Annotated in this window: 21 protein-coding genes and 2 pseudogenes; 12 read left to right on the top strand and 11 right to left on the bottom strand. The window is 63.8% G+C overall.

Annotated features, from left to right (window positions below; all coding sequences use genetic code 11):
- Position 1: 1 nt before the first annotated feature.
- Both ASG84_RS05305 and ASG84_RS05300 read right to left on the bottom strand, forming a co-directional pair.
- Positions 2 to 925 (bottom strand): ABC transporter substrate-binding protein, encoded by a 924-nt coding sequence (locus ASG84_RS05305; RefSeq protein ID WP_057475968.1) that lies wholly within the window; start codon positions 923 to 925, stop codon positions 2 to 4.
- Between the two features lie 73 nt (positions 926 to 998).
- Positions 999 to 3,302 (bottom strand): ATP-binding cassette domain-containing protein, encoded by a 2,304-nt coding sequence (locus tag ASG84_RS05300; protein WP_235581543.1) that lies wholly within the window; start codon positions 3,300 to 3,302, stop codon positions 999 to 1,001.
- 173 nt (positions 3,303 to 3,475) lie between these two features.
- Between ASG84_RS05300 and ASG84_RS28100 the strand changes: the two genes are divergently transcribed.
- On the top strand, positions 3,476 to 3,937 hold the full coding sequence (locus tag ASG84_RS28100; RefSeq protein ID WP_235581542.1) for a PASTA domain-containing protein: 462 nt from the start codon (positions 3,476 to 3,478) through the stop codon (positions 3,935 to 3,937).
- Between the two features lie 33 nt (positions 3,938 to 3,970).
- On the opposite strand, the gene ASG84_RS05290 is transcribed toward ASG84_RS28100, so the two are convergent.
- Positions 3,971 to 4,483 (bottom strand): DUF2231 domain-containing protein, encoded by a 513-nt coding sequence (locus ASG84_RS05290; RefSeq protein ID WP_057475966.1) that lies wholly within the window; start codon positions 4,481 to 4,483, stop codon positions 3,971 to 3,973.
- A gap of 89 nt (positions 4,484 to 4,572) precedes the next feature.
- On the opposite strand from ASG84_RS05290, the gene ASG84_RS05285 reads away from it, so the two are divergent.
- Positions 4,573 to 6,069, top strand: a complete 1,497-nt coding sequence (locus ASG84_RS05285; RefSeq protein WP_057475965.1) for an acyl-CoA synthetase — start codon at positions 4,573 to 4,575, stop codon at positions 6,067 to 6,069.
- Between the two features lie 7 nt (positions 6,070 to 6,076).
- Here ASG84_RS05285 and ASG84_RS05280 read toward each other — a convergent pair whose 3' ends face one another.
- The 4 genes and pseudogenes from ASG84_RS05280 to ASG84_RS28085 all read right to left on the bottom strand — a co-directional run.
- Positions 6,077 to 6,280: an HNH endonuclease gene (locus tag ASG84_RS05280; RefSeq protein WP_057475964.1), complete on the bottom strand. Its 204-nt coding sequence runs from the start codon at positions 6,278 to 6,280 to the stop codon at positions 6,077 to 6,079.
- Between the two features lie 3 nt (positions 6,281 to 6,283).
- Positions 6,284 to 7,656, bottom strand: a 1,373-nt coding sequence (locus tag ASG84_RS28095; RefSeq protein WP_442970906.1) for an HNH endonuclease signature motif containing protein, incomplete at its 3' end; no start/stop codon positions are given.
- A gap of 364 nt (positions 7,657 to 8,020) precedes the next feature.
- Positions 8,021 to 8,272, bottom strand: coding sequence for a DUF3253 domain-containing protein (locus ASG84_RS28090; protein ID WP_235581548.1), 252 nt, complete (start codon positions 8,270 to 8,272; stop codon positions 8,021 to 8,023).
- A 15-nt stretch (positions 8,273 to 8,287) separates the two neighbouring features.
- Positions 8,288 to 8,416, bottom strand: a pseudogene (locus tag ASG84_RS28085) (DUF2256 domain-containing protein); the annotation flags it as partial.
- Between the two features lie 37 nt (positions 8,417 to 8,453).
- Here ASG84_RS28085 and ASG84_RS05265 point away from each other — a divergent pair.
- Positions 8,454 to 9,019: pseudogene (locus tag ASG84_RS05265) on the top strand (peptide deformylase).
- A gap of 104 nt (positions 9,020 to 9,123) precedes the next feature.
- Here the strand turns inward: ASG84_RS05265 and ASG84_RS05260 are convergent.
- Positions 9,124 to 9,474: a hypothetical protein gene (locus tag ASG84_RS05260; RefSeq protein WP_235581541.1), complete on the bottom strand. Its 351-nt coding sequence runs from the start codon at positions 9,472 to 9,474 to the stop codon at positions 9,124 to 9,126.
- Between the two features lie 84 nt (positions 9,475 to 9,558).
- Between ASG84_RS05260 and ASG84_RS05255 the strand changes: the two genes are divergently transcribed.
- A complete protein-coding gene (locus ASG84_RS05255; RefSeq protein ID WP_057475961.1) occupies positions 9,559 to 9,972 on the top strand; it encodes a DUF6992 family protein in 414 nt (137 codons plus the stop codon).
- A gap of 142 nt (positions 9,973 to 10,114) precedes the next feature.
- The gene (locus ASG84_RS05250) at positions 10,115 to 11,383 is read left to right on the top strand and encodes a DUF4185 domain-containing protein (RefSeq protein ID WP_057476012.1); all 1,269 of its coding nucleotides are present in this window, start codon (positions 10,115 to 10,117) and stop codon (positions 11,381 to 11,383) included.
- On the opposite strand, the gene ASG84_RS05245 is transcribed toward ASG84_RS05250, so the two are convergent.
- Together ASG84_RS05245 and ASG84_RS28080 are read right to left on the bottom strand one after the other, a co-directional pair.
- Complete coding sequence (locus ASG84_RS05245; protein ID WP_057475960.1) at positions 11,316 to 11,978, bottom strand: hypothetical protein; 663 nt, start codon at positions 11,976 to 11,978, stop codon at positions 11,316 to 11,318. The genes ASG84_RS05250 and ASG84_RS05245 overlap by 68 nt on opposite strands.
- Positions 11,975 to 12,931, bottom strand: coding sequence for a hypothetical protein (locus ASG84_RS28080; protein WP_235581540.1), 957 nt, complete (start codon positions 12,929 to 12,931; stop codon positions 11,975 to 11,977). Before ASG84_RS28080 ends, ASG84_RS05245 begins: the two co-directional genes overlap by 4 nt.
- Before the next feature lie 320 nt (positions 12,932 to 13,251).
- On the opposite strand from ASG84_RS28080, the gene ASG84_RS05235 reads away from it, so the two are divergent.
- The 6 genes from ASG84_RS05235 (at position 13,252) to ASG84_RS05210 (ending at position 20,899) form a co-directional block, all read left to right on the top strand.
- Positions 13,252 to 14,232 (top strand): ABC transporter permease, encoded by a 981-nt coding sequence (locus ASG84_RS05235; RefSeq protein ID WP_057475959.1) that lies wholly within the window; start codon positions 13,252 to 13,254, stop codon positions 14,230 to 14,232.
- Positions 14,233 to 14,264: 32 nt separating this feature from the next.
- Entirely contained in the window at positions 14,265 to 15,185 is a 921-nt protein-coding gene (locus ASG84_RS05230; RefSeq protein WP_057475958.1) for an ABC transporter permease, read from the top strand.
- Positions 15,142 to 17,079 (top strand): ABC transporter ATP-binding protein, encoded by a 1,938-nt coding sequence (locus tag ASG84_RS05225; RefSeq protein WP_057475957.1) that lies wholly within the window; start codon positions 15,142 to 15,144, stop codon positions 17,077 to 17,079. Before ASG84_RS05230 ends, ASG84_RS05225 begins: the two co-directional genes overlap by 44 nt.
- Positions 17,080 to 17,114: 35 nt before the next feature.
- Positions 17,115 to 18,803 (top strand): ABC transporter family substrate-binding protein, encoded by a 1,689-nt coding sequence (locus tag ASG84_RS05220; protein ID WP_162248314.1) that lies wholly within the window; start codon positions 17,115 to 17,117, stop codon positions 18,801 to 18,803.
- Between the two features lie 191 nt (positions 18,804 to 18,994).
- The gene (locus tag ASG84_RS05215) at positions 18,995 to 19,453 is read left to right on the top strand and encodes a hypothetical protein (RefSeq protein ID WP_156399396.1); all 459 of its coding nucleotides are present in this window, start codon (positions 18,995 to 18,997) and stop codon (positions 19,451 to 19,453) included.
- A gap of 81 nt (positions 19,454 to 19,534) precedes the next feature.
- Positions 19,535 to 20,899 carry an acetamidase/formamidase family protein gene (locus ASG84_RS05210; protein WP_057475954.1) on the top strand — a complete coding sequence of 455 codons (1,365 nt, stop codon included), beginning with the start codon at positions 19,535 to 19,537 and terminating at the stop codon, positions 20,897 to 20,899.
- A gap of 15 nt (positions 20,900 to 20,914) precedes the next feature.
- Here the strand turns inward: ASG84_RS05210 and ASG84_RS05205 are convergent, their stop codons facing one another.
- Positions 20,915 to 21,508, bottom strand: a complete 594-nt coding sequence (locus tag ASG84_RS05205) for a TetR/AcrR family transcriptional regulator (protein ID WP_057475953.1) — start codon at positions 21,506 to 21,508, stop codon at positions 20,915 to 20,917.
- 143 nt (positions 21,509 to 21,651) lie between these two features.
- Here ASG84_RS05205 and ASG84_RS05200 point away from each other — a divergent pair, with 143 nt between their 5' ends.
- Positions 21,652 to 22,716, top strand: coding sequence for an aldo/keto reductase (locus ASG84_RS05200; RefSeq protein WP_057476010.1), 1,065 nt, complete (start codon positions 21,652 to 21,654; stop codon positions 22,714 to 22,716).
- Positions 22,717 to 22,721 lie beyond the last annotated feature (5 nt).

Genomic DNA, 22,721 nt, shown 5'->3' with positions numbered 1-22,721 from the left:
CTCACGCCGGAATCTGCTGCACTACGGCGGCGACGGCCTCGACCTGGTCTGCGATGCGGGGTCCCCATCGACTCGACAGGTCCTCGTCCATCGGGAAGATTCGGCCGTCTCGCACCGCGGTCATCGAACTCCAACCTGGTCTGGCTGCAACGGATTGGGCTGTCACGCCGCAGCATTGGGCGTCGGCGAGAAACACCACGTCCGGGTCCGTGGTGATCACCGTCTCGGCGGACAGCTGCGGGTAGTCGCCGGCATCGGAGCCGTCGGCGATGCTCTGCAGACCGAACAGGCCGTAGATCTGGCCGACGAAGCTCTGGCTGGACACGGTGTACAGCGTGTCGTCGAGTTCGTGGAAGTACGTCAGCGGCTCTGCGCGCGTCGGCACGCTCGCGACGGCGGCGTCGATCCGGTCCCGCATCTGCGCGACCACCGCGTCGCCTTCGGCGTCGTGACCGGTCGCGTCGGCCACTTGTTCGATCTGCGAATACGCGTCGTCGAGGCTCGTCGCGGCCGGCAGCAACAGCGTCGGGACCCCCGCCTCGGCCAGGGTGGAGGTCACGATGCCGAGGTCGGTGGAGGTGATCACCAGATCGGGGTCGTAGGCGACGATCGCTTCGAGGCTCGGCGTGAATGCCGACAGGCCGGTCTTGGGTGCATCGGCCGGATAGTCCGACTGATCATCGACGGCCGCAACCTGATCACCCGCGCCGACGGCGAACAGGGTCTCCGTCGCCGTCGGGCTGAGCGAGACGATCGTGCGGGGCATCGCGTCGAGGGTGATGGTCCCGCCGTCCGAGCCCGACGCGATCGACTTGGGAAACTCCCCGTTCGACGCCGCGGACGGGGTGGCGGGCGGTGCGTCGGTCGTCGCGCTGCCGCACCCGGCTGCAACGAGCGCGACGACCGCGAACCCTGTTGAGATCATTCGTGCCGATCGACGCTGCACTGCCACTCCTGTGTCCGATGTCCCTGGAGCGCCAACACTATCGGGTCTCAGGTCACCGTCTCAGGCTGCGTGCCAGGTAACGCCCGGTGTGGGTGTCCGAGGTGAGCAGTCCGTTTACTGTTCCGGTGAACGTGATGAGGCCGCCGTTGTGTCCGCCGTCGGGGCCGAGGTCGATGACCCAATCGGCCGCGGCGACGACATCCAGGTTGTGTTCTATGACGATCACCGATCTGCCCTCGTCGACCATCCCGGACAACAACGCGATCAGATTCGACACGTCCGACGGATGCAGGCCGGTCGTCGGCTCGTCGAGTACCAACACCGGTGATGATCCGACCAGCTCGGTGGCGAGCTTGAGGCGTTGGCGCTCGCCACCGGACAACGACGAGAGGTTCTGGCCCAGTGAGAGGTAGCCGAGTCCGACGTCCCGGCAGCGCCGCAGAATGTCGCGGATCTTCTTGACGTCGAAGAAGTCCTGAGCGTCCTCGACGGACATCTCGAAGATGTCGGCGATGCTGATGCCGTCGACGGTGTGCCGGATCGCGCCCGACCGGAATCTCCTGCCCTGGCACGTCTCGCACGTGCTGGTCACGGGGTCGGTGAAACCGAGGTCGGTGAAGATGACCCCACTGCCCTGGCAGTCGGGGCATGCGCCGTCGGAGTTGGGTGAGAACAGCGACGGCGGCTGCCCGGTCTTCTTGGCGAAGTACGCGCGGATCGGGTCGAGTAGTCCGGTGTACGTCGCGGGGGACGAGCGGCGCGAGCCACGGATGGGGGCCTGGTCGATGATGACGGCGTCCGGAGCGGCCTCGCGGAGGTGTCCGTGGATGAGCGAGGACTTGCCGGAACCGGCGACCCCGGTGACGGCCGTCAGCACTCCCAGCGGAACGTCGACGCTGACGTCGCGCAGATTGTGGGTGCGCGCTCCGGTGATGCTGAGCCAACCGGAAGGGTTACGGGGAGTCCGCAATTCGATGTTCTCGCGCCGCAGTGCGGCACCGGTCCGGGTGTCGGCGTTGCGCAGCTCGTCGTAGGTTCCCTCGAACACGACTGTGCCGCCCGACTTTCCGGCACCGGGCCCGATCTCGACGATGCGGTCGGCGATGGCCATGACCTCGGGGTCGTGCTCGACGACGAGGACGGTGTTGCCCTTGTCGCGCAGGGCGAGCAGCATGTCGTCGAGGCGGTGCACATCGCGGGGGTGCAACCCGGTGGTCGGCTCGTCGAAGACGTAGAGCATGTCGTTGAGTGTGGCTCCCAGGTGCCGGACCATCTTGATGCGCTGCGATTCACCGCCGGAGAGCGACGACGTAGCGCGGTTCAAGCTGAGGTATCCCAGCCCGAGATCGACGAGTCTGCGCAGCTGCGTGACGATTTCGTTCGTGAAGGTGCCCAGGCCCGTGATCTGCCAGCCGTCGATGCGATCGGCGAGTTCGGATACCTGCATGGCGAACGCGTCGGGCAGGGAGAGTCCTTCGAGGGTGGCGCCTCTGACGGTCTCGTTGTAGCGGGAGCCGCCGCAGGCCTCGCATGTTCCTCGGGTGACGATGCGCTCGAATGCGATTTTCGCTTTGCCCTTGAGCGCATCGGCGTCCTTCGCCAGGTAGCTGCGTCGGAAACGAGAGACGATGCCCTCGTAGCTCTTCATCACGGCATCGGGGTTCATCACCTCGACCTCGCCGGGCTTGGCGTCGAAGAAGACGTGGCGCTCGCGGGCCGAGTACTGCTCGATCGGTACGTCCAGGTCGAACAGACCCGAGTCTGCGAACACTCGGTACGGCCATTTGCCGACCTCGAAGTCCGGGTGCTTGAACGGCCCCTCTCGCAACGACTTCGACTCGTCCACTAGTTCACCCAGGTCGACGATCTTTGCTTCGCCGAGCCCCTCGCATTCGGGGCACATGCCGACGGGGTCGTTGAACGAGAATGCGTTGGCGTACCCGATCGATGGCGTGACGGCCCGTGACCAGAGCATGCGGAGCCAGTCACCGATGTCGGTGATCGTGCCGACCGTCGAACGCGGGCCGCCGAAGAGTCGCTTCTGATCGACGATGACGACGGCCGACAGGTTGGCGATCAGATCCGCGTCGGGGCGACCGTAGGACGGAAGTAACGTCTGCGCGAAGGCAGTGAACGTGGAATTGATCTGCCGCTGAGCTTCGGCGGCGATGGTGTCGAACACCAGGGAAGACTTACCGGACCCGGAGACGCCCGCGAACACGACGAGCGAACGTTTGGGCAGGTCGAGGCTGACATTACGGAGATTGTTCTCGCGAGCGCCGCGAACGATGATGGTGGACAGATCGTGGGCAGGTGTCGCTGGAGGGGTGGACATCATCGGCTGGGCTGGAGTCATTGCGCGGAGTCGCCTTTCGCCGCCCCCGACGCTGGTTCGTCCGGGGCCGCTGCAGTCTACCGTACGGTGTACGGAAATGCTCGAAGAGCGATCGTCGTAACAGACTTACCGGTCTGACGATCTCACGGGGGTGCCGGTTGCATCAGGCTGTCGGTCGTCCTCGAGAGGTATTCATGACGCGTAGTAGTCGTGTCCGTGTGCGATCGGTCATCGCGCTCGCTCTGCCCGTCATCGTCCTCGCGGGCTGCGGATCGACGGACTCCGCCGAACCCGAAGTTGGAACCGAAGTGCGGACAGTGACCGTGGAGGCGACCACGACCACGACCCCGATCGCGCCGACATCGGTCCCACGGATTGTCCTACCGGACAGCGCCGTCTCCGAGACTCCCGCACCGGAGCCCGTCCTCGTCTCGATGCCTGCGGTCGTGTGTATGAATTTGCAGTCCGCGCAGAACGCGATCCAGGCAGCCGGCGTCTTCTACTCCAGGAGCGCCGATGCGTCGGGCGAGGGTCGGATGCAGGTCAACGACTCGAACTGGATTGTCGTAGCACAGGATCCACCCGCTGGGACGCTCATCGGTGAGGGGGATGCACTGCTGTCCGCGGTGAAGATCGGGGAGCCGAGCAACTGTTGAGGGTGCTCAGGTCGGTAGTCGGTGCCGATCTTTCTACTCCGCGTCGCTGCCGGTCGAGCTGTAGGCGAGGTGACCGCCGATGAGTCCACCCACGCTGGCGGAAGCGAGACCGGCCGCGGCGAGGGCCTTGGCGACACCGTCGGTGTGCTTGCGGCGTCGTAGGTAGGAGCCCAGGAACAGGAAGACGCCGGTCGCGTTCGAGGCCGCGTGGATCATCCCGACACGCCGCTGGCGAGTATTCATCGTCGACCAGTCGGCCCAACCGGTGGCGATAGCTGCGGGTGCGGACGCCAGCCCGACGGAGATGACCAGCTTGCTCGCCCGGGACTGGTGATTCAGCAGGTCCAGAACCACTGCGCTCGTCCAACTGCCGATCGTCACATTGACCAGCGCTGGGTGAATGGGGTGTCCGATCCACCGTCCGCGGAGCGCGGAACCGACGGCGCTGTCATCGAGCGCGGGCTCGAGGACGCCATTGATGGCATTGCTGGGTCCGTCCAGGAACGAGGCCGATTCGAGGTTGTCGAGTGCTTGTTTCCGTGTCATACGTCACCGGATGCCCCGTCTGCGTTCGACGAACCCTCGTTGCGTCAGAACCCGCGACGGAACGCTTGGACGTCCTATAACGTCGGGTGATGAGCAGCGGAACACGAGTGAACACCGTCGACGGCGTCCTGCGACGGTCGGCAGCAAAATTCCCCAACCGTCTCGCCGTGACTTTCGAGGGACGTAGTCACAGCTACAGGGAACTCGATACCGCTGTCACCCGAGCCGCCCGACGACTGATCGCGTTGGGATTGAACAAGGGTGACCGTGTCGCGGCGTACGGCGTGAACTCGGACGCGTACGTCGTTGCGTTCCTTGCCTGTGCGCGAGCCGGATTGGTGCACGTTCCGATCAACTACGCGCTCGTGGGCGAGGAACTGCAGTACCTGCTGGAACAGTCGGGCTCACGCGCGGTGCTGGTCGACCCGGCTTTGGTGGACACCCTCGACTCGGTTCGCGGAAAGCTGACAATCGAGCACGTGCTCGCCCTTCCCGACGTACTGAGCACGGACGGAGACGGATCCGAACTCGAGCCTGCCGCCGATTCGAGCGACCTCGCTCAGTTGCTCTACACCTCGGGAACGACGTCGAAACCCAAGGGCGCGATGATGTCTCACGGCGCGCTGGTTGCCGAGTACGTGTCGTGTGTCATTGCCCTCGGGTTCACTCAGGACGACGATCCGCTGCTCGTGATGCCGATGTACCACTCGGCGGGGATGCACGTGTTCATGCTGCCGTACCTGTCGGTGGGTGCCACTGTGCGACTGATGCGGAGGCCCGACGTCCCGGAAATACTGCGCCGCATCGAAGAAGAGAAGATCAAGTCGTTGTTCCTGGCCCCGACTGTGTGGGTTCCATTGGCCAATCACCCCGACCTCGAGACGCGCGATCTCTCGTCGTTGAAGAAGGCGCAGTACGGGTCGTCGATCATGCCGGTCACCGTGCTCACTCGGCTGCGTGAGCGGTATCCGGACATCGAGTTCTACAACTGTTTCGGGCAGTCCGAAATAGGTCCGCTGGCAACGGTATTGCAGCCCGCCGAGCACGAAGCGAGGCCGGCGTCGTGCGGCCGCGCGGTGTTCTTCGTCGAGACCCGCGTCGTCGACGCCGACGGCAACGATGTGCCGGACGGCGAGCCCGGTGAAATCCTCTACCGTTCCCCTCAGTTGTGCGACGGCTACTGGGACAAGCCGGAGGCGACGGCAGATGCGTTCTTGGACGGGTGGTTTCACTCCGGCGATCTGGTGACCCGCGATGCCGAAGGGTTCATCACCGTGGTCGACCGGATCAAGGACGTGATCAACACCGGCGGCATTCTTGTCGCGTCACGCGAAGTGGAGGATGCGATCTACACGCATTCGTCGGTTGCCGAGGTCGCGGTGATCGGGACCCCGGACGACCGGTGGATCGAGGCGGTGACGGCTGTCGTCGTGCTGAAGGACGGGCAGCGCTTGTCGGCAGAGGAGTTGATCGACCACGTCAAGGGGCGCATCGCGCCGTTCAAGGTGCCCAAGACCGTCACGTTCGTCGACGAGTTGCCGCGCAACCAGAGCGGAAAGCTGCTCAAGCGAGAGTTGCGCGGTTGACCTGTGCTCAGGCTGCGCGCCGTTTTCGTCGGTGGTAGCTGGGGATGGGTTGCCTCGAGGGATCAATGGATTCGGGCGGGATGACGTAGGGGTGTCCGTCGTCGCCCATGATCATCTGCCAGTCGCCGTGGTGGACGAGGCGGTGGCATTCCCCGCAGACCAGCGCGAGGTTGTTCAGATCGGTGTGGCCGCCGTCTTCCCAGAATTTCACGTNGCCCGTCGAGGGGAGACCACCTGCCAGTCGCCGTGGTGGACGAGGCGGTGGCATTCCCCGCAGACCAGCGCGAGGTTGTTCAGATCGGTGTGGCCGCCGTCTTCCCAGAATTTCACGTGGTGGGCTTGGCACCACTGTGCGGGTCGGCCGCACATCACGCAGCAGGTATCGCGGATGGTCAGCGCGATGCGTTGGTCGTCGCTGGCGAGTCTGGTGGTCCGTCCGAGCGCGAGCGGGACACCGTTGTCGTCGACGATGACGGGTGTCAGGTCTGCGTCGCAGGTGAGAAGTTCGGCAAGTGAGCGACTGATCGGGCCGGTCCAGTCGAGGTGGAACGGCCAGTCGACGTCGCCCGGCTCGGGCGCACACTTCGGCCCAGCAACATGATCATTGGCACCATCACCGCCCGCAGCTTTTTCGCCGCGAGCATCTGCGTCGCCCGGCACTGGCACAGTCTTCTGCCCGGCACCATAACCACCACCACCCGGCTCGGGCACAGACTTCGGCCCGACACCACCACCAGCATCTACTGTGCCGCGAGCGTCACTATCGCCTGGGGCAGCGCCAACAGGACGCGCGCCAGTGCCACCGCTGGTGTCGTTGTTTTCGTGACGCTCAGCGTCGCCGCCAGAACCGGCACCGTGACGATCGGTGCCGCGACTCGAAGTACTGTCGGCAGCCGCATCGGTTCCACCCGACGTCTTTGTTGCGCTTGGTTTTTGGCTCCTTCCACCGTTGGCGAGCAAGTCTCGCAGTGGAACGATCAGGTGCACCGATGCGCGAGACCCGCCCGCCGACCCGCGGCTACCCCCTCGCAGGTGTCGGTCGAGAATGTGATCGAGTGCATCGGCGCGGCGCTTCGACGGGCTACGCGGATCGCGCTCACCACCGGGACCGGGCCGAGGCGCCGTCAACGCCGACAAGGCGGTCAGCAGCTTCTCGGCCAGCAACCGGTCGGCGTTGCCACCGAACTGATAACGACCATTGGCCAGAGGATGAAGATCGAACCGGTTCAAGTCCGGGTTCTCCGACACCGGTGGCGGTGGAACAGGCTCGGGCTGAGGAGGTTCCGGTCCGGGGTTACCGCCGGCAGCACCCGACTCTGCACCTTCGCCCTCCGGATCGTCGTCCGAATCCGCACGGTCATTCGTATCGGCACCCGAGGCCTCGGCATCGGCTCGGCTCGCCTGTTCCTGCTCGCGGTGTTCCTGCTCTGCCCTCTCGTGTCGGGCGCGGGCGTCCTCGGCCGCGGAGTACGCCAGTGCCTGTGCGCGTGAGGTGACCTGACCGGCGGTGCGCTGCAGAGCCGTGTCGAGTAGCTCGGCGACCACAGCGTCGCGATGGTTCTCGTCCAAGGTCGGATCGGCCACCATCACGGTGGCGTAGCCGTCGGCGATCGCCGAAGCGTGCGCGGCATGGATGTCACCACCGGCGAGGGCGTCGAGCACGCTCGGCCACTGAGTGAGCCACTGCCCGACTTCCATCTGGTGGCCGGCGGATCCGTCGGTGATCCGGACCGATCTCGCGTACCAGCGGGTGACGGACGAGTGCCCGAGTTTCATCGCCAAGCCGCGTCGGTCGATCTCGGCGAGCAGTGTCAATCTGGTTGCCGCGAGAGCATTTTCGAGGGAGGTCACGTCGGCGAGCTCGGAGACCAATTCCTGGTCGCCGAGCCCGAACACATCCCCCCATGTCTTCACACCACGAAAGCTATACCCACCCACCGACAGGTTTTAGTCAGCGCTTCCAGCGAATGCGGATCGGGCCCTTCGCGGTCGAAGGATCGACGGCCGAACCCTTCTGCGTGATCTCGACTTCTCCCGCGTCGACCATGCGGCGAGCAGCGCGGCGGACCGGCTCCATCAAGTCGCGCCATCCGTCGTCGGACAGTGCTCGTGCGACGTCGGAGGGGCAGATCGTGGCGTCGCGGGATCGGGCGTCGAGCAGGTCGCGGATTTTGTCTTCGAGTTCCTTGTCGGTGGTGCTCACCTTGTGTCTCCGGCATGCGTCGCTGCAGTACTTGATGTCATCCCAGTTCTTCTCCCACTTCTTGCGCCATTCGATTCGCCGCCCGCACGATGCACAGACCTTGTCCGCGGGGTGCGAAGTGAGGGAGCGACGGGAGTGAGCCATGCCTCGACAGTAACCTCGCCGCAAGTAACCTCGCCGCATGGCGATTCGATCCATCCTCATTGCCGGCGACCCGCGTCTGACGACCCGAGCCACTCCCGTCACCGAGTTCGATTCGGAACTGGCTGCGTTCGTGGACGACCTGTTCGAGACGAACACCGCGGCACACGGGGCCGGCCTCGCCGCCAATCAAGTCGGTGATCCACGTTCGGTTTTCGTCTACGACTTACGAGACGGCGGAGTTCGGCACCGCGGCCACTGGTGAACCCCATGCTCGAGACGTCGCCGATCCCCGAGACGATGCCCGGCCCGGAGGACACCGAAGGATGCCTGTCGGTTCCGGGGGAGCGGTATCCCACGGGGCGCGCCGAGTGGGCCCGCGTCACCGGTGTCGATGTTCGGGGCGATCCGGTGGCGGTCGAGGGCGAGGGCTACATGGCTCGGTGTCTGCAGCACGAGTGTGACCATGTGGCCGGTCATCTGTATCTCGACCGTCTGATCGGCCGCAATCAGCGGGCAGCGAAGAAGATGATCAAAGCCCATGGGTGGTTGGTCCAAGGCAACAGCTGGCTGCCCGGGGCGGACTCGAATCCGTTCGGTCGGTGATCGGCAGGCCTCGACTGTGGGGGTGATGCGAGGTTCGGGTTGTGTTGCAGAGCAACCGGTCAGCGCAAGCAGCGTCAGTCCGCAGATTACTCGACCGACGACCATCAGAAGGGGTTGTAGATGTACAGCATGCGGTAGTCCCATTCCGAAGACCCTGCTGGGATTCGTACCTGGGTCAGTACCCGGCCGTTTTGCGTGCACCAGCTCTGGCCATGGAACGACGAGCAGTCGATCTGCTGACCGGTGCCGAACGGGCTGACGATCAACGACTTGTCGCTTCCATACGCCGCAGGATCGAATGCGCTGACGAAGGACGCCGTCGAATCCTTGGGGCCGAACGGGTTGTCGTCCGGGGCGGCCGATGCAGTCGGCGCGAGGAGCAGTGCGCCGCCCATCGTCAGCGCAAGTCCGGTGAGAATTTTCTTCAGCATGGTGGCTCCGTCGGTTTCGAGCACGAAAACTCGGTCTCCACTGGATCGACCGCAACCGACCCGTCGTTACGAAACTGCGCTGCCGTCGAACACGGCACACTGGAAACCATGACCCGAATCGAAGCTCCCATCGTTGCCGAGCGACTCGGCCGTCGCCTGACGTTCTGGGGCGGTGGAAGTGTGCTCGCCGGAACGGTGTTGGCGCTGCGTGGCTCGTCGCCCGCCTGGCGGGCGTTCGGTCAGCAGACGGCCGGGTGGGGCGCGATCGATGTGGCGATCGCCGGGGCTGGGGCGCTGAACTCCTCGGTCCCGACGTCCAAGAGTTTGAGCAAGCTGCTGTGGATCAATGCCGGTCTCGACGTCCTCTACGTCGCGGCCGGTGCACACATCGCTGTCAGGAGGCCTCGATTCGGCCGCCGGATCACCGCCGACCAGGCGTTGGGTCACGGAACGGCAGTGGTAATCCAAGGCGCGGCGTTGCTGGTTCTGGACACGACGCACGCCCGCATGATCGCCGACTAATCACACGAGTGTCATTCCCGCAGTAGGCGGTTTGTCAAGCACCGACACGCCCCATTTGTTGCGCGATCAGTAGATTTGCGTAACACTCGTCCCATCAGTCACATCAGTATCGTGGGTCACACGGGAAACGGTGGGTTCGTCCATGCGTGTACGTAGTCGGCAGATCGCTGTCGGGGCTGTCCTGGCACTGGCAGTGAGCGGGCTCAGCGCTCTGACCGCGCCTACCGTCTCGGCCGAGCCGTGTGGCGGGCTGGGCGGGCCGGGCTCGTCGCCGCTGTTCGGGTCCTCGGGAAGCGCAGGGATGTCGGGGAAGAACCCCCAGGGACCGCAGGGGCCGCTGCCCCGGATCACCGGCAACACCCAGAGCATCGCCTGGGTCACCGGCCCGCAGAGCGCGAACGACACCTACAACGATCTGGCGATGTCGGGAACCGACCTGGGCATCAGTTGGGACAATGGCTCCGGCCAGATTCTGATGGCGTTCGGCGATACGTTCGGTGATTGCTCCTCCGGAAATGCGCAGTGGCGCAGCAACGCGCTGTTCCGTTCGGACAAAGCGTCGACCGACCTCTCCCAAGGCGTCAAGATCGGCCCCGCCGACCCCGCGAACACCACCTCGGGCGCGGTTGTCAGAGCGAACAATCCGCGCTACGCCGCCGAGATCATCTCGAGTGCGAAGCTGCCGAGCATCGAGGACACGACAATCCCCACTGCGGCTATTGCAATCGGCGGCACGCAGTACATCAACTTCATGTCGGTGCAGAGCTGGGGCGCACCCGGTCGCTGGATCACGAACTACTCCGCGACGGCCAAATCGACCGACAACGGCCAGAATTGGACGACGGATCCCAAGACGATCCGGGTCAACAAGGGCGTCACGATCCCGGGCTTCAGCAACGTCCACGAGAGCCAGGGCAAATTCCAGCAGAGCGCCTATACGTTGGGTCGAGACGGTAAGTACCTGTACCAGTTCGGCACTCCCAACGGACGATTCGGCGACGCGTTCGTATCTCGGGTCGCACCCGATCAGATCGAGAATCTCGACGCGTACGAGTACTCGACGCAGGATCCTGATCCGGCCAAGCAGTGGTCCAAGAACATCGGCGATACCGTTGCCATCGTCAAGGGCCCGGTCAGCGAAATGTCGGTGGCGTGGAACGACTACCTCGGCCGCTACGTGATGATGTACGGGGACGAGAACTCACGCACGCTGGTTGCGCGAACCGCGGAGAATCCCGAGGGGCCGTGGAGTGCGCCGAAGACCATCCTCGACGCCAACCAGACGGCCGGCGGCATCTACGCACCGTTCATTCATCCGATGTCCAGCGGAAAAGACATGTACTTCACCGCATCTCGGTGGTCGGACTACAACGTTCTGCTGCTGAAGACGAATCTCGATGCGCTGAAGTGATCTCCACCGATCGTTCGACGGCCGCGTCGAGGTAGGCGTCGACGTCCAGATCGAGGTCGGCGGAGAGCAGCCCGCGGCGAATCGTCGAAAGATACCTGCTCGACGGTTCGCCGAGCTCTCGTACGACCGAACTGGTCAGGGTGAAGGCCGGCCTTCCGTCGATGTCCGGAAGCCTCAGCAGTGCATCGTATTTTCCGCGGAAGCTCTCGCCTTCGCGATCCACTGCCAACCGGGTCCACTGTCCGATGCCGAGCGTCTCCGTCGCTCCGACGTCGATGGCTGCGACGACGTTCTCGACCGCGGCCAGATGAGCGAACTGAACTCGATCGATCAGGTAGCCATGCCCTACAGAACGATTGGCGGAATCGACCGTCGTCGACACGAAGGCGGCTGCTCCCGTCCAGCGCTGGGACACTCCCGCGAAATACAGCGCATGATCGATCCACAGCCAGCGTTGTTCTGCAGGAGAAGCCGTCGAGGGTGCCGGCGGATGCGCGCCGAATTCCGAGTGCTCGTCGGATCCGGTCACGTAGGTAAGGAACCTCTCGCGCAGCAGGTTGGACCCGTACGAGACGTACCACAGCCGATCGCTCATTCGGCCTCGAACAGCTGCCGGTACGCCTCGGCGAGTAGGTCGGCCGCGAGATCGTGGTTGTGTGCCGTTGCGCCCGTTGAGTTTCCGGACCGCATCAGTCGCGCGTTGAGGCCGTAGGCGAGGTCGTCGAACGTGTCGTCGTCGATACCCAGGTCGACGTCCACGTCCTCTTCCAGCAGTGCGCCGAGGTCGATCGACCACGACCACACGCGCTCGTCCCGGTACGGTCCGCGTCCAGCGCTGACGGTCTCGTTTGAGATCTCGAGCTGCTCGTCGGTTCGGTCGCGCGGAACGTTGGTGTTGATGCGCAGGTCCAGTTCGATCGCATCGTCGTCGTGCATGATTTCGTCGACGCGCAGGGTTTCGAAGCCGCCGCACGTCAGCGTCAGCAAACGTCGCGGTCCGGCGTCGTCCTGTGCGTCGGCCAGAGCGCTGATCTGCCACAGATACTTCTCGGTGTTCGCCGGGTCCGGTATCGAGGAGTTGATGTAGTCGGCCACGATGCTGCGGATGGCGGGGTAGGCAATATGGTCGGACAGTTCCCAGAACTGTCGGCGAGGCTGACCGACGGCAGCGTCCAGCAGCGTTGCCCGCTTGGCGCGTTCCTTCGGCAGCGCGGTCTTGGCGCTCGGGGCATCGCCGATCGCGATCGGCTCGGCCGGACGCTCACGCAGGTTTTTCAGTTGCGAGACCGACGCTGCCAACTGCTCGAGCTTGTCCTCGGTCCCGGGGCTGAAGTCGAGCGTCTCGATGTCGGCCCAGATGTGCCGGTCGGCAGCGAATTGGGCTGCCACGGAGTCGGAGTATCCGACGATCGCCTCGTCGTTCGTGAAGTGCAGGATGTACAGCCCGGATCGGTGATCCTTGGCCGCGAATATGGTGGCGATGGATCCGGCGTCGGTGACGTCGAATCGCTCGAAGGCGAACCCGTCGGGTGTGGAGGCTGTCGGCATGATCGTGAATCTACCGAGGTGAGCTGTAAGCACCTATTTTCGGGCTTGTCCGCAATGTCGGGAATTCATTCCACAAACAAACGATTTAGGTGAACCTTCGTAAACGCGACGTTCAGACTTGTTCTGGCACCGACTGTTCCGCATTGTCCGATGTACCGGAAGTGCTTCCGCTACCGTGAACGAAAAGCGAATTCGTGGTGCTATCTTGTGGAATGTCTGTTTCCACCGCTAACGAAACAAGCAGGTAACACGCGGTGTGAACAATGCCGAGAGCAGTGCCATCGGGCACGGCCGTGGTGCTCGATGGAAGGTGGTTGCGCGTGGGCGGTTATCTTGCGCGGAGGTTGCTGAACTACGTCGTCCTACTGCTCATCGCGACGTTTCTGACCTACCTTCTGGCCTCGCTCACGTTCGATCCGCTGTCCAATCTGCTCAGTCGCAATCCGCCGCCGTCGAGCGCGGTTCTCGACGCCAAGCGCGCAGCACTGCATCTCGACGACAACCCCGTGCTGCGCTATCTGAAGTGGCTGTGGGCAGTGCTTCATGGTGACTTCGGTCAGACCATCGCGGCCGGCTCCGTCAACGACGAACTGTGGCGACGCATCCTCGTCTCGCTCCGGTTGGTAGTACTCGGCACAGTCCTCGGCGCGGTACTGGGAACACTCGTCGGTGCCTACGGTGCCGTCCGGCAGTACAAGATCTTCGATCACGTCGCAACGGTCGTGACGTTCATCCTCATCAGCACCCCGATCCTGGTTCTGGCCCCGGTGCTCAAATACCTTGCTGTGCAGGTCAATCAGAGCACCGGCAGTCAGTTCTTCCAGTACACCGGCGAAACGTCGACCACGCTCGCCCCCGGTCTGATGAACGAAATTGTCGACCGCGCACAGCATTTGCTGTTGCCGACCGTCGTCCTGATGTTGTTCACCATCGGTGGCTACAGCCGCTACATGCGCAGTTCCATGCTCGACGAGCTCAACATGGACTACATCCGCACAGCCCGCGGCAAAGGGCTCACTCGTGGGCGCGCGATCTTCAAGCACGGTTTCCGTACTGCTCTGATCCCGATGGCGACGCTGTTCGCGTTCGGGATGGGCGCGGTGATCACCGGCGCGACGTTCACCGAGCGTGTCTTCGGTTGGTACGGCATGGGGGATTGGCTGATCTACGGCATCACCAGTCAGGACATCAATATCACGCTTGCGGTGTCACTGTTCACGGCACTGTCGGTGCTGGTCTCCGGCATGTTGACCGACATCTTCACTGCCGCTCTCGACCCGCGCGTTCGCTACGCGGACTGACCCACCACCTCGGACGAAAGAAAGGACTGGCGATGGCGACACCCGTGGTTCCCGAGATCGCTGCGGTGGACGGCCCGAGCGACTCGACGGCTCCGATCACCCGCAGGCGCTTGGTGCTGCGCCGGTTCCTGCGCAACCGGCCGGCGTTGGTGGGCATCGTGGTACTCGTCGCGATGTTCGTCGGCGCATTCGTGCTCCCGCATTTCATCCCGTTCACGTACGAGGAGCTCGACGCGTACGCGCTCAATTCGCCGCCCACCACGCGGCATTGGTTCGGTACCAACCAGATCGGGCAGGATGTCCTGGCTCAGACGTTGCGCGGTCTGCAGAAGTCGCTGATCATCGGCATGCTCGTCGCGCTGATCTCCACGGTGCTCGCCGGCGTCGTCGGTGCCGTCGCGGGGTATTTCGGTGGCTGGACCGATCGCGCGCTGATGTGGGTCGCCGATGTGCTGCTCGTCGTCCCCAGTTTCCTGGTCATCGCGATCTGCTCTCCGCTGTTTCGCGACAAGAGTTTCTTCATTCTGGTGCTGTTGCTCGCGGCGTTCGCGTGGATGATCACCTCACGCATCATCCGGGCGCTGACCCGATCGCTGCGAGAGCGCGAATTCATCCGCGCCGCAAAGTACATGGGCGCAACACCGGGCAGTGTGATCGGCAAGCACGTGCTGCCGTCGATGGCCTCGATTCTCATCGTCGACGTCACGCTCAACGTGGGTATCGCCATCATCGGTGAGGCGTCGCTGAGCTACTTCGGCTTCGGTGTCCAGCGGCCCGACGTCTCTCTCGGCACTCTGATCGCGGACGGTACGTCGTCCGCGTTGACCTATCCGTGGCTGTTCGCGTTCTGCTGTGGCGCACTGGTATTGATCGTGCTGGCGACGAACTTCGTCGGCGACGGCCTGCGCGATGCATTCGATCCGAACTCGACGAGGGGACAGGCACGTGGCTGAGACTGTGCCGGTGTTGAAGGTCAGCGGACTCGAGGTCAGCTTCCCGAGTGAGGAGGGCCGCGTCACCGCGGTCCGCGGCTTGGACTATCAGGTCGACAAGGGCGAGGTCATGGCCATCGTCGGCGAATCCGGCTCGGGCAAGTCGGTGTCGTCGCTGGCCGTCATGGGATTGCTTCCGCAGACCGCCCGAGTAACCGGGTCCATCGAGCTGAACGGCCGTCAACTACTCGGACTGTCCGACCGCGAAATGTCCCGTGAGCGAGGGCGTTCGGTTGCGATGATTTCGCAGGACCCGCTGACGGCGCTGACTCCTATCTACCGCATCGGGGATCAGATCGCCGAGGCGATCTCGGTGCACAATCCGTCGCTGACCAAGGCGAAGGTCCAGGAACGAACCCTGGAGTTGCTCGATCTGGTCGGCATCGTCGATCCGAAAACACGGGCGAAGTCCTACCCGCACGAGTTCTCCGGCGGAATGCGCCAACGCGTCGTCATCGCGATGGCCATTGCCAACGATCCCGATCTCATCATCGCCGACGAGCCCACGACCGCTCTCGACGTGACGATTCAGGCGCAGATCCTCGATCTCCTGCGTACTGCGCGCGACGTGACCGGCGCAGGCGTCGTGTTCATCACGCACGACCTGGGAGTCGTTGCCGGCGTGGCCGATCGGGCCATGGTCATGTACGCGGGCTGCGCGGTCGAGACAGCTCCGGTCGACGAGCTGTATGCGCACCCGTCGATGCCCTACACCGTCGGCTTGCTCGGATCCGTTCCTCGTCCGGATCGTCCCGCGCAGGAGCGGTTGGTGCCCATCGAGGGCACGCCGCCCGCTCTGGTGAATCTCCCGACGGGTTGTCCGTTCGGACCCCGGTGTCCGTTGCACACGGATGCCTGCGACAAGGGCGAACCGCCGTTGATTCAGGTGGCACCGAATCACAGTGCGGCCTGCATCCGCATCGACGCGGCGACAGCCGAATCGGTGGAAGCGGAGTTCGAGGGTGCACCGCGATCGGAGGCCCCGGCGGAGCTGGCGGTGACGATATCGAAGGATGCTCCCGTGCTGTCGGTGACCGATCTGCACAAGAGCTACCCGGTCTTCAAGGGCTCTGTGCTTCGTCGTCGGGCCGGGGAAGTACCTGCGGTGCAGGGCATCAGCTTCGACGTGCACGCCGGATCCACCCTGGCCATCGTCGGCGAGTCGGGTTGTGGCAAGTCGACGACCCTGCTCGAGATCATGGAATTCGTGAAGCCGCAGCAAGGCTCGATCCAGATCAACGGCGTCGAGCCATACAGTCTGAGTAGGGCAGAGCAACGAAAGCTGCGCGCGCACATCCAGATCGTGTTCCAGGACCCGATGGGCTCCCTCGACCCGCGTATGCCGGTGGGGGAGATCATCGCCGAGCCGTTGAAGATCAACGGAGTCCCGGTCGACGAGCGCACCCGCCGGGTTCGGGAACTGATGGACACCGTCGGAATGCGTCCCGAGCTCGCGGATCGGTATCCCACCCAGTTCTCCGGCGGGCAGCGTCAACGTGTCGGCATTGCACGGGCTTTGGCGCTGAAGCCCTCGATTCTGGTGCTCGACGAGCCGGTGTCCGCACTCGACGTGTCGATCCAAGCGGGCGTGCTGAACCTGCTGCAGGATCTGCAGGAGGAGCTCGGTCTGGCGTACCTGTTCGTCTCCCACGACTTGTCAGTGGTGCGTCACCTCGCCGACGAAGTAGCGGTGATGCGCAATGGAGTGTTCGTGGAGAAGGGCCCGACGGCGCAGATCTTCGACGCACCCCAGGACCCGTACACACGGGCACTTCTGAAAGCCATTCCCATCCCCGATCCCGTGCTCCAACGAGCCCGAATCGCCGAGGCCGCAAAACTGGCCGACGCCATATGACCCGCAAGATACGGCACACTGAGAAAGGTGAACTGATGAGAGCCAAGCTATTTCGGGCACTGGTCCCGATCGCGGTGGCCGTGACCACTGTGGGACTGGTGGCGGGGTGCAGCTCCGGTGATACCGGGCCGAACGCCGATGCGCCCGCGTCCTTCGATAGCGGAGCGCAGATCAATCCGCATCCAATCAGCGATCTGCAGCAGGGCGGGAACATGAACTTCCCGCTGTCGCAGGTGCCGACCAACTACAACTACTACCAAATCGACGGCACCACAGTCGATGCCGCTCGGTACTACCTCGCCTTGATGCCGAGAGCATTCACCGCGGCGGCCGATGCGAGCCTGACCACTGCGTCGGACTACTTCACCGACATCACCGAATCGGAGGTCGACGGTAAACAGGTCATCACCTACAACATCAACCCGAAAGCCAAGTGGAGCACCGGTCGGTCGCTGGATTACACCGACCTCGTCGCGACGTGGACCGCGAACAGCGGCAAGGACCCGGCCTACGAGGCGTCGTCCACCGCAGGTTACGACAAGGTCGAATCGGTGGTTCGGGGTGAGAACGACCAGCAGGTGATCTTGACCTTCAGCGAGAAGTTCGGTGACTGGCGTTCGCTGTTCGTGCCCTTGATGCCTGCAGAGTCGGTGAACACCGTCGAGGCGTTCAACACCGGTTCGGTGAGCACGATGCCCGCTACCGCAGGCCCGTTCCGTGTTCGCAACATCGAGCCCGGCGGAAAGCGCATCGTCGTCGAGAGGAACCCGGATTGGTGGGGTGAGAACCCAGCGGTTCTCGACACCATCACCTACCTGCCGCTCGATTCGACGGCCTCTGTCGGAGCATTGCAGAGCGGCGAGCTCGATTACTACGAATTGGGTAGCAGTGCTGATGCATTCAAGGTGGCGCGGGGTATCCCGAATGTCGACCTTCGGCAGAGCCTGGGTCCGCAATACCGCCACTTCGATTTCAACGGTGCGTCGGGTCGCATCACGTCGGACAAGGCCGTCCGGCTGGCTCTGATGAAAGCGATAGACCGCGACTACCTGGCCACGTCCCAGCTCGGCCAGATCACGTCGAGCCCGACGGTGCTGAACAGCCATATCTACGTCGACGGTCAGAAGGGCTACCAGGCCAACAACGGTGATATCACCTTCGATCCCGAGAAGGCGAAGTCCGAGCTCGACGCGGCCGGTTGGACTATGAACGGTGAGTTCCGCTCGAAGGACGGCCAGCAACTCGATCTGCACGACATCATTCCGGCCGACACTCCGAATGCGACGCAGGAAGCGCAGATCATTCAGCAGAACCTCAAGGCCGTCGGTGCCAACCTCATCATCGATGCGGTGCCGTCGGACGACTTCTTCGAGAAGTACATCTTGGTGGGTGCCTTCGATGTCACCCACTTCACCTGGGAGGGAACGCCGTACACGTCCAGTAGTGACGGCATCTTCCGCCTGACGCCCGGCAGCACGTTGCAGAACTACGGCCAGGTCGGTTCCGAGGAGATCAACGGTCTGCTCGACAAGGCGGCCGGTGAGCTCGACGACGATGCGCGTATCGCCGACTACAACGAGGCGGACAAGGCGATCTGGGCGGAGGGCCACAGCCTCACGATGTTCCAGCGCCCGTCGACGTATGCGACGAAGTCGAATCTCGCGAACTTCGGAGCTCCGGGATTCGGCGACATCGACATGTCGAAGGTCGGGTTCCTGAAATAAAGAACGGGCTCGGATATCCGGTCGGTGTCGCGGCAGTCACTTTGATTGTCGCGGCATCGACCGCTTTCGTCACTCCACTCGGCCTGTTGGTTGTGCTCGTCGTGCTCATCTGGACGGGTTGGTCCGCCGGGTGTGCTCTGCTCGCCGCTCGATTCGCGATGCGCTCCTCTGGTCGAACCACTGTGCGGCGCGTGCGGTTTCAACACCGGATGCGCTCGCGTGGATACCTGGAGGTTCACGAGAACGGAAGGCGGGCCTGGTACCCCGTCTACTTCCACACCGGGCTGCTGGCAATCGTTCCCGACGCCGATGCCCGCATCAGTAGGTCGATTCTCGGACGTCGCGCCTTCGTCGTCGAACCGGGGATCGTTGCCGTGCCGTCGGGGCGGCGTCGCACGTCCTTACCGCCGGGCATCCCGCTCGACGCACCTCGCCTCAACGAATCCGATCTACGCACGCGCAGTGACAGATTCGGCTCGCTACGTCGCCGGATCATGCTCGACGCCCCCGCCGCGGTGGCCGGCCCGTTCATCGGCCTGCTGTGGCTGATCGTCGACGGTGGCGGGTTCGCTCAGTTCGTTGCAGTGAGTCTGCTGGCCGCTGTCACCGCGATCTGGTGGTCGGCGATCGCCGGGAGCGATCCCAGCTGAGCAATTGGGGCGACGCGCGATCGTAACTGCTGAGAAACACCCCTGATCTACGTTCGAGATTCGGACAATTCAGGAGGCATCATGGCGCGGTCGATGGCGGAGCAGGCAGCAGAGACGATCAGCAAGGGGATCGGTCGTCGCGGATTCATCCAGGCAGTGGCCGCTCTGGGAGCGGGCGTCGGAATTGCCGGAACGGCAGCGTGTTCGACGTCTTCCTCGAACACCGCCGCTGCGAGTTCTTCCGCACCGGCACCTACGGCTGGTCAGATCCTGCAGCCCGGAACCGGCGACATCTCCGGCGATCACTACCTGAGCTCAGAGGTCGACAAGGTTCTGTGGGGCTACGTCCCGACGGTCGAGTCCGAATCGGTGCTGCAGATGAAGTCCGGCGAGACGGTGACGATCGACGCGCTGAGCCACGAGGGAATCCTCGAAGATCAGGGCCGCGATCCCGTCGAATTCTTCGGTGGCAAGGGTGTTTCCGAGTCCGACGTTCTTCAGGACGCGATCGACATCGCCGGCGGGTACGACCGGACGGTACGCAACTTCGACGTCGACGGACCGCACGTGGTGACGGGCCCGGTGTTCGTCGAAGGCGCGCAGCGCGGTGATGTACTCAAGATCGAGACGCTCGAGGCGATTCCACGCGTTCCGTACGGCGTGGTGTCGAGCAGGCACGGCAAGGGTGCTCTTGCGGTCACTGCGTCCGGTGAAGCACCTGCGGGTATCGGCCTCGACGAGGTCATGCCGCCGATCGGGGGCGACGGCAGGAAGTCGGGTAATCCGACGCAGTACGGCAACGTCTCCACGTTCTCCGCAGTCGAGGAGGGGCAGGGTGTGATGCGGTACGGCGATGCGGCCGTGCGCTTTCCGCTGCGACCGTTCATGGGAATGATGGGCGTTGCGTTCGCCAGCGATCCGGGTCTGACGTCGCCCAACGCCAATTCGATTCCCCCGACGCTGGGTGGCGGCAACATCGACGTGGGTCTGCTCGGCGTCGGATCGACGTTCTACCTCCCGGTGTTCGCGGAAGGTGCGTTGTTCTACGTCGGTGATCCACACATGGCGATGGGTGACGGCGAGGTGGCGCTCACCGCGATGGAAGGATCGCTGCGCGGCACGTTCCGCCTCACGGTCTGCAAGGCGGGCAGCGGTGATGCTCCGTCCGTTGCGTACTCGTATCCCTTTGCCGAGAACCAGGACTCGTGGATCCCGATCGGGTTGTCCGATCCGGACGGTGCCGTCGGCGGCCAGAGCTCGGACCTGAACGCCGCAATGCGTCGTGCTGTGGTCAATGCTCTGGACTTCCTCGAGACGGATCTCGGCATGGATCGCGCGACGGCGTATGCGTACCTGTCCGCGGCCGCGAACTTCACCGTCTCGCAGGTGGTCGACAAAACGGTCGGAGTGCACGGCCAGATCTCGAAGGCGCACTTCGATCGGTAGGTCACCTGGATCGAACTACGACGGCTGGGCATCGAAACCTACTGCTCTGTCGATCAATTCGCGAGCAATCCCGGCAGCGACCGGTAGCATTTCGATGCCCAGGGCTCTGGTTCTGATGGATGCCCCGTCGAGCAGAAGCGCAAGTTGCTGCCCGAGTACATCCGGGTCGTGAGCCCCAGCCATGCGCGCAAGTTCCGAAAAGTGCTGCGCAACCGACAGCTTGTACGTGCGAACGACCTCTCGTGCGGGGTGTTCCGGGTCCGCAATTTCTACGGCGGCTCGGATGAACGGGCACATCGGTGTCGGGTCACCAGAGCTCGTCGGGTTCGGCTCGAATGCAGCCAGAATATGCTCGCGAGGCGAGAGGTCGGTACGGGCGAACACGCCGGGTTCGGACTGCAGGTCCTGCGTGCGTAGGCACTCGGCGACGACTTCGTCCTTGCTGCCGAAATGTTGATAGATCGTTCGCTTGGACACCTGGGCTTCCGCGCTGAGCATGTCCATGCCGGTGGTGTTGATCCCGCGTTCTTGGAACAGTTCTCGGGCGCTGTTCAGGAGTCGCTCCCGCGCTCCACGGCCACGGCGCGCGCCGGTCGGACCTGTATCCATCTGCTGCCCTCGCTCTTTCCTGCTGGTAACGATCAGTGTACTTAGCTTGCCGGGGCGCGCAATCGTTGTTATGTTGAAAACTGATCGGTGTACTTAAGGTGTGGCAGCACCGTTCGCACGGCACCATCGATGAGGAGAAGACGATGACTTCAGGTCTCGACACCTACCGGACGCTGGGGCGGTCCGGATTGCGTGTCTCGCGGCTCGCCTTGGGCACAGCAACTTTCGGCACCGACTGGGGATGGGGTGCCGAGCACTCCGTGGCCCGACAACTGTTCGACACGTATGTGGAGAGAGGAGGAAACTTCATCGACACTGCCCCGACCTACACCGATGGAACTTCGGAGAAGATGCTCGGCGAGTTCAGTCGCGACAATCGGGACGCGCTCGTGCTGGCGACGAAGTACACCACGCTTCGTCGCCCCGGAGATCCCAACTCCGGTGGCAGTAATCGAAAGAACCTCCTCGCCTCGGTTCACGACAGTCTGCGCCGGTTGGGCACCGACTACATCGATTTGCTGTACCTGCACGTCTGGGACGACACGACCCCCATCGACGAGATCTTGCAGGGACTCGATGATCTCGTCCGACGTGGAACCGTGCTCTACGTCGCGATCTCGACGGCGCCGGCATGGCAGGTTGCCCGGATGCAGACCTTGGCCGACCTCCGTGGCTGGGCACCGTTGGTAGCACTGCAGATCGAGTACAACCTGATCGAGCGGGGTGGCGAGCGCGATCTGATCCCTATGGCGCATCAGCTGGGTCTGGGTGTCGTCCCGTTCTCGCCGTTGGCGGGCGGGGTTCTGTCGGGGAAGTACGCCCGGGCCGACTTGAGTGGCGGCGATTCGGAAAGCAGCCCTGGGACCCGACGAAACTTCAACATCGCCATGGGTTCGCTCACGGAGCGCAACCTCGCCATCGTCGACGTGGTGAGTGAAGTAGCGAGCGAACTGGGCTGCACGCCTTCGCAAATCGGCCTGGCATGGAACCTGCAGAGTCCGCACGTCACCGCCCCGATCATCGGTGCGCGAACGCTGATGCAGTTGGAGGAAAATCTCGGTGCACTGGAGATCGAGTTGAGCGCCCAACATCTAGCGCGGCTCGACCAGGCCAGTGCGATCGACCCCGGCTTCCCGCACGCAATGCTGGCAAGCGATCACATCCGAAGGCAAACGCGTGGCGACATGAACATCGACGCCAGGGTCTGACCCCC

Origin of the sequence: Rhodococcus sp. Leaf278 (assembly GCF_001426085.1) — a bacterium.
GTDB lineage: Bacteria > Actinomycetota > Actinomycetes > Mycobacteriales > Mycobacteriaceae > Rhodococcoides.
The sequence above is the reverse complement of the archived record's forward strand: the minus strand, read 5'-3'. Positions and strand labels throughout refer to the sequence as shown.

Coding starts and splice junctions, on each gene's coding strand:
- ASG84_RS05210 (WP_057475954.1), top strand. CDS start 19,535: ATGGCGCGGTCGATGGCGGAGCAGGCAGCAGAGACGATCAGCAAGGGG.
- ASG84_RS05205 (WP_057475953.1), bottom strand. CDS start 21,508: ATGGATACAGGTCCGACCGGCGCGCGCCGTGGCCGTGGAGCGCGGGAG.
- ASG84_RS05225 (WP_057475957.1), top strand. CDS start 15,142: ATGCATTCGATCCGAACTCGACGAGGGGACAGGCACGTGGCTGAGACT.
- ASG84_RS05255 (WP_057475961.1), top strand. CDS start 9,559: ATGACCCGAATCGAAGCTCCCATCGTTGCCGAGCGACTCGGCCGTCGC.
- ASG84_RS05305 (WP_057475968.1), bottom strand. CDS start 925: ATGATCTCAACAGGGTTCGCGGTCGTCGCGCTCGTTGCAGCCGGGTGC.
- ASG84_RS28100 (WP_235581542.1), top strand. CDS start 3,476: ATGACGCGTAGTAGTCGTGTCCGTGTGCGATCGGTCATCGCGCTCGCT.
- ASG84_RS05285 (WP_057475965.1), top strand. CDS start 4,573: ATGAGCAGCGGAACACGAGTGAACACCGTCGACGGCGTCCTGCGACGG.
- ASG84_RS05230 (WP_057475958.1), top strand. CDS start 14,265: ATGGCGACACCCGTGGTTCCCGAGATCGCTGCGGTGGACGGCCCGAGC.
- ASG84_RS05220 (WP_162248314.1), top strand. CDS start 17,115: ATGAGAGCCAAGCTATTTCGGGCACTGGTCCCGATCGCGGTGGCCGTG.
- ASG84_RS05250 (WP_057476012.1), top strand. CDS start 10,115: ATGCGTGTACGTAGTCGGCAGATCGCTGTCGGGGCTGTCCTGGCACTG.
- ASG84_RS05300 (WP_235581543.1), bottom strand. CDS start 3,302: ATGACTCCAGCCCAGCCGATGATGTCCACCCCTCCAGCGACACCTGCC.
- ASG84_RS05200 (WP_057476010.1), top strand. CDS start 21,652: ATGACTTCAGGTCTCGACACCTACCGGACGCTGGGGCGGTCCGGATTG.
- ASG84_RS05290 (WP_057475966.1), bottom strand. CDS start 4,483: ATGACACGGAAACAAGCACTCGACAACCTCGAATCGGCCTCGTTCCTG.
- ASG84_RS05245 (WP_057475960.1), bottom strand. CDS start 11,978: ATGAGCGATCGGCTGTGGTACGTCTCGTACGGGTCCAACCTGCTGCGC.
- ASG84_RS28080 (WP_235581540.1), bottom strand. CDS start 12,931: ATGCCGACAGCCTCCACACCCGACGGGTTCGCCTTCGAGCGATTCGAC.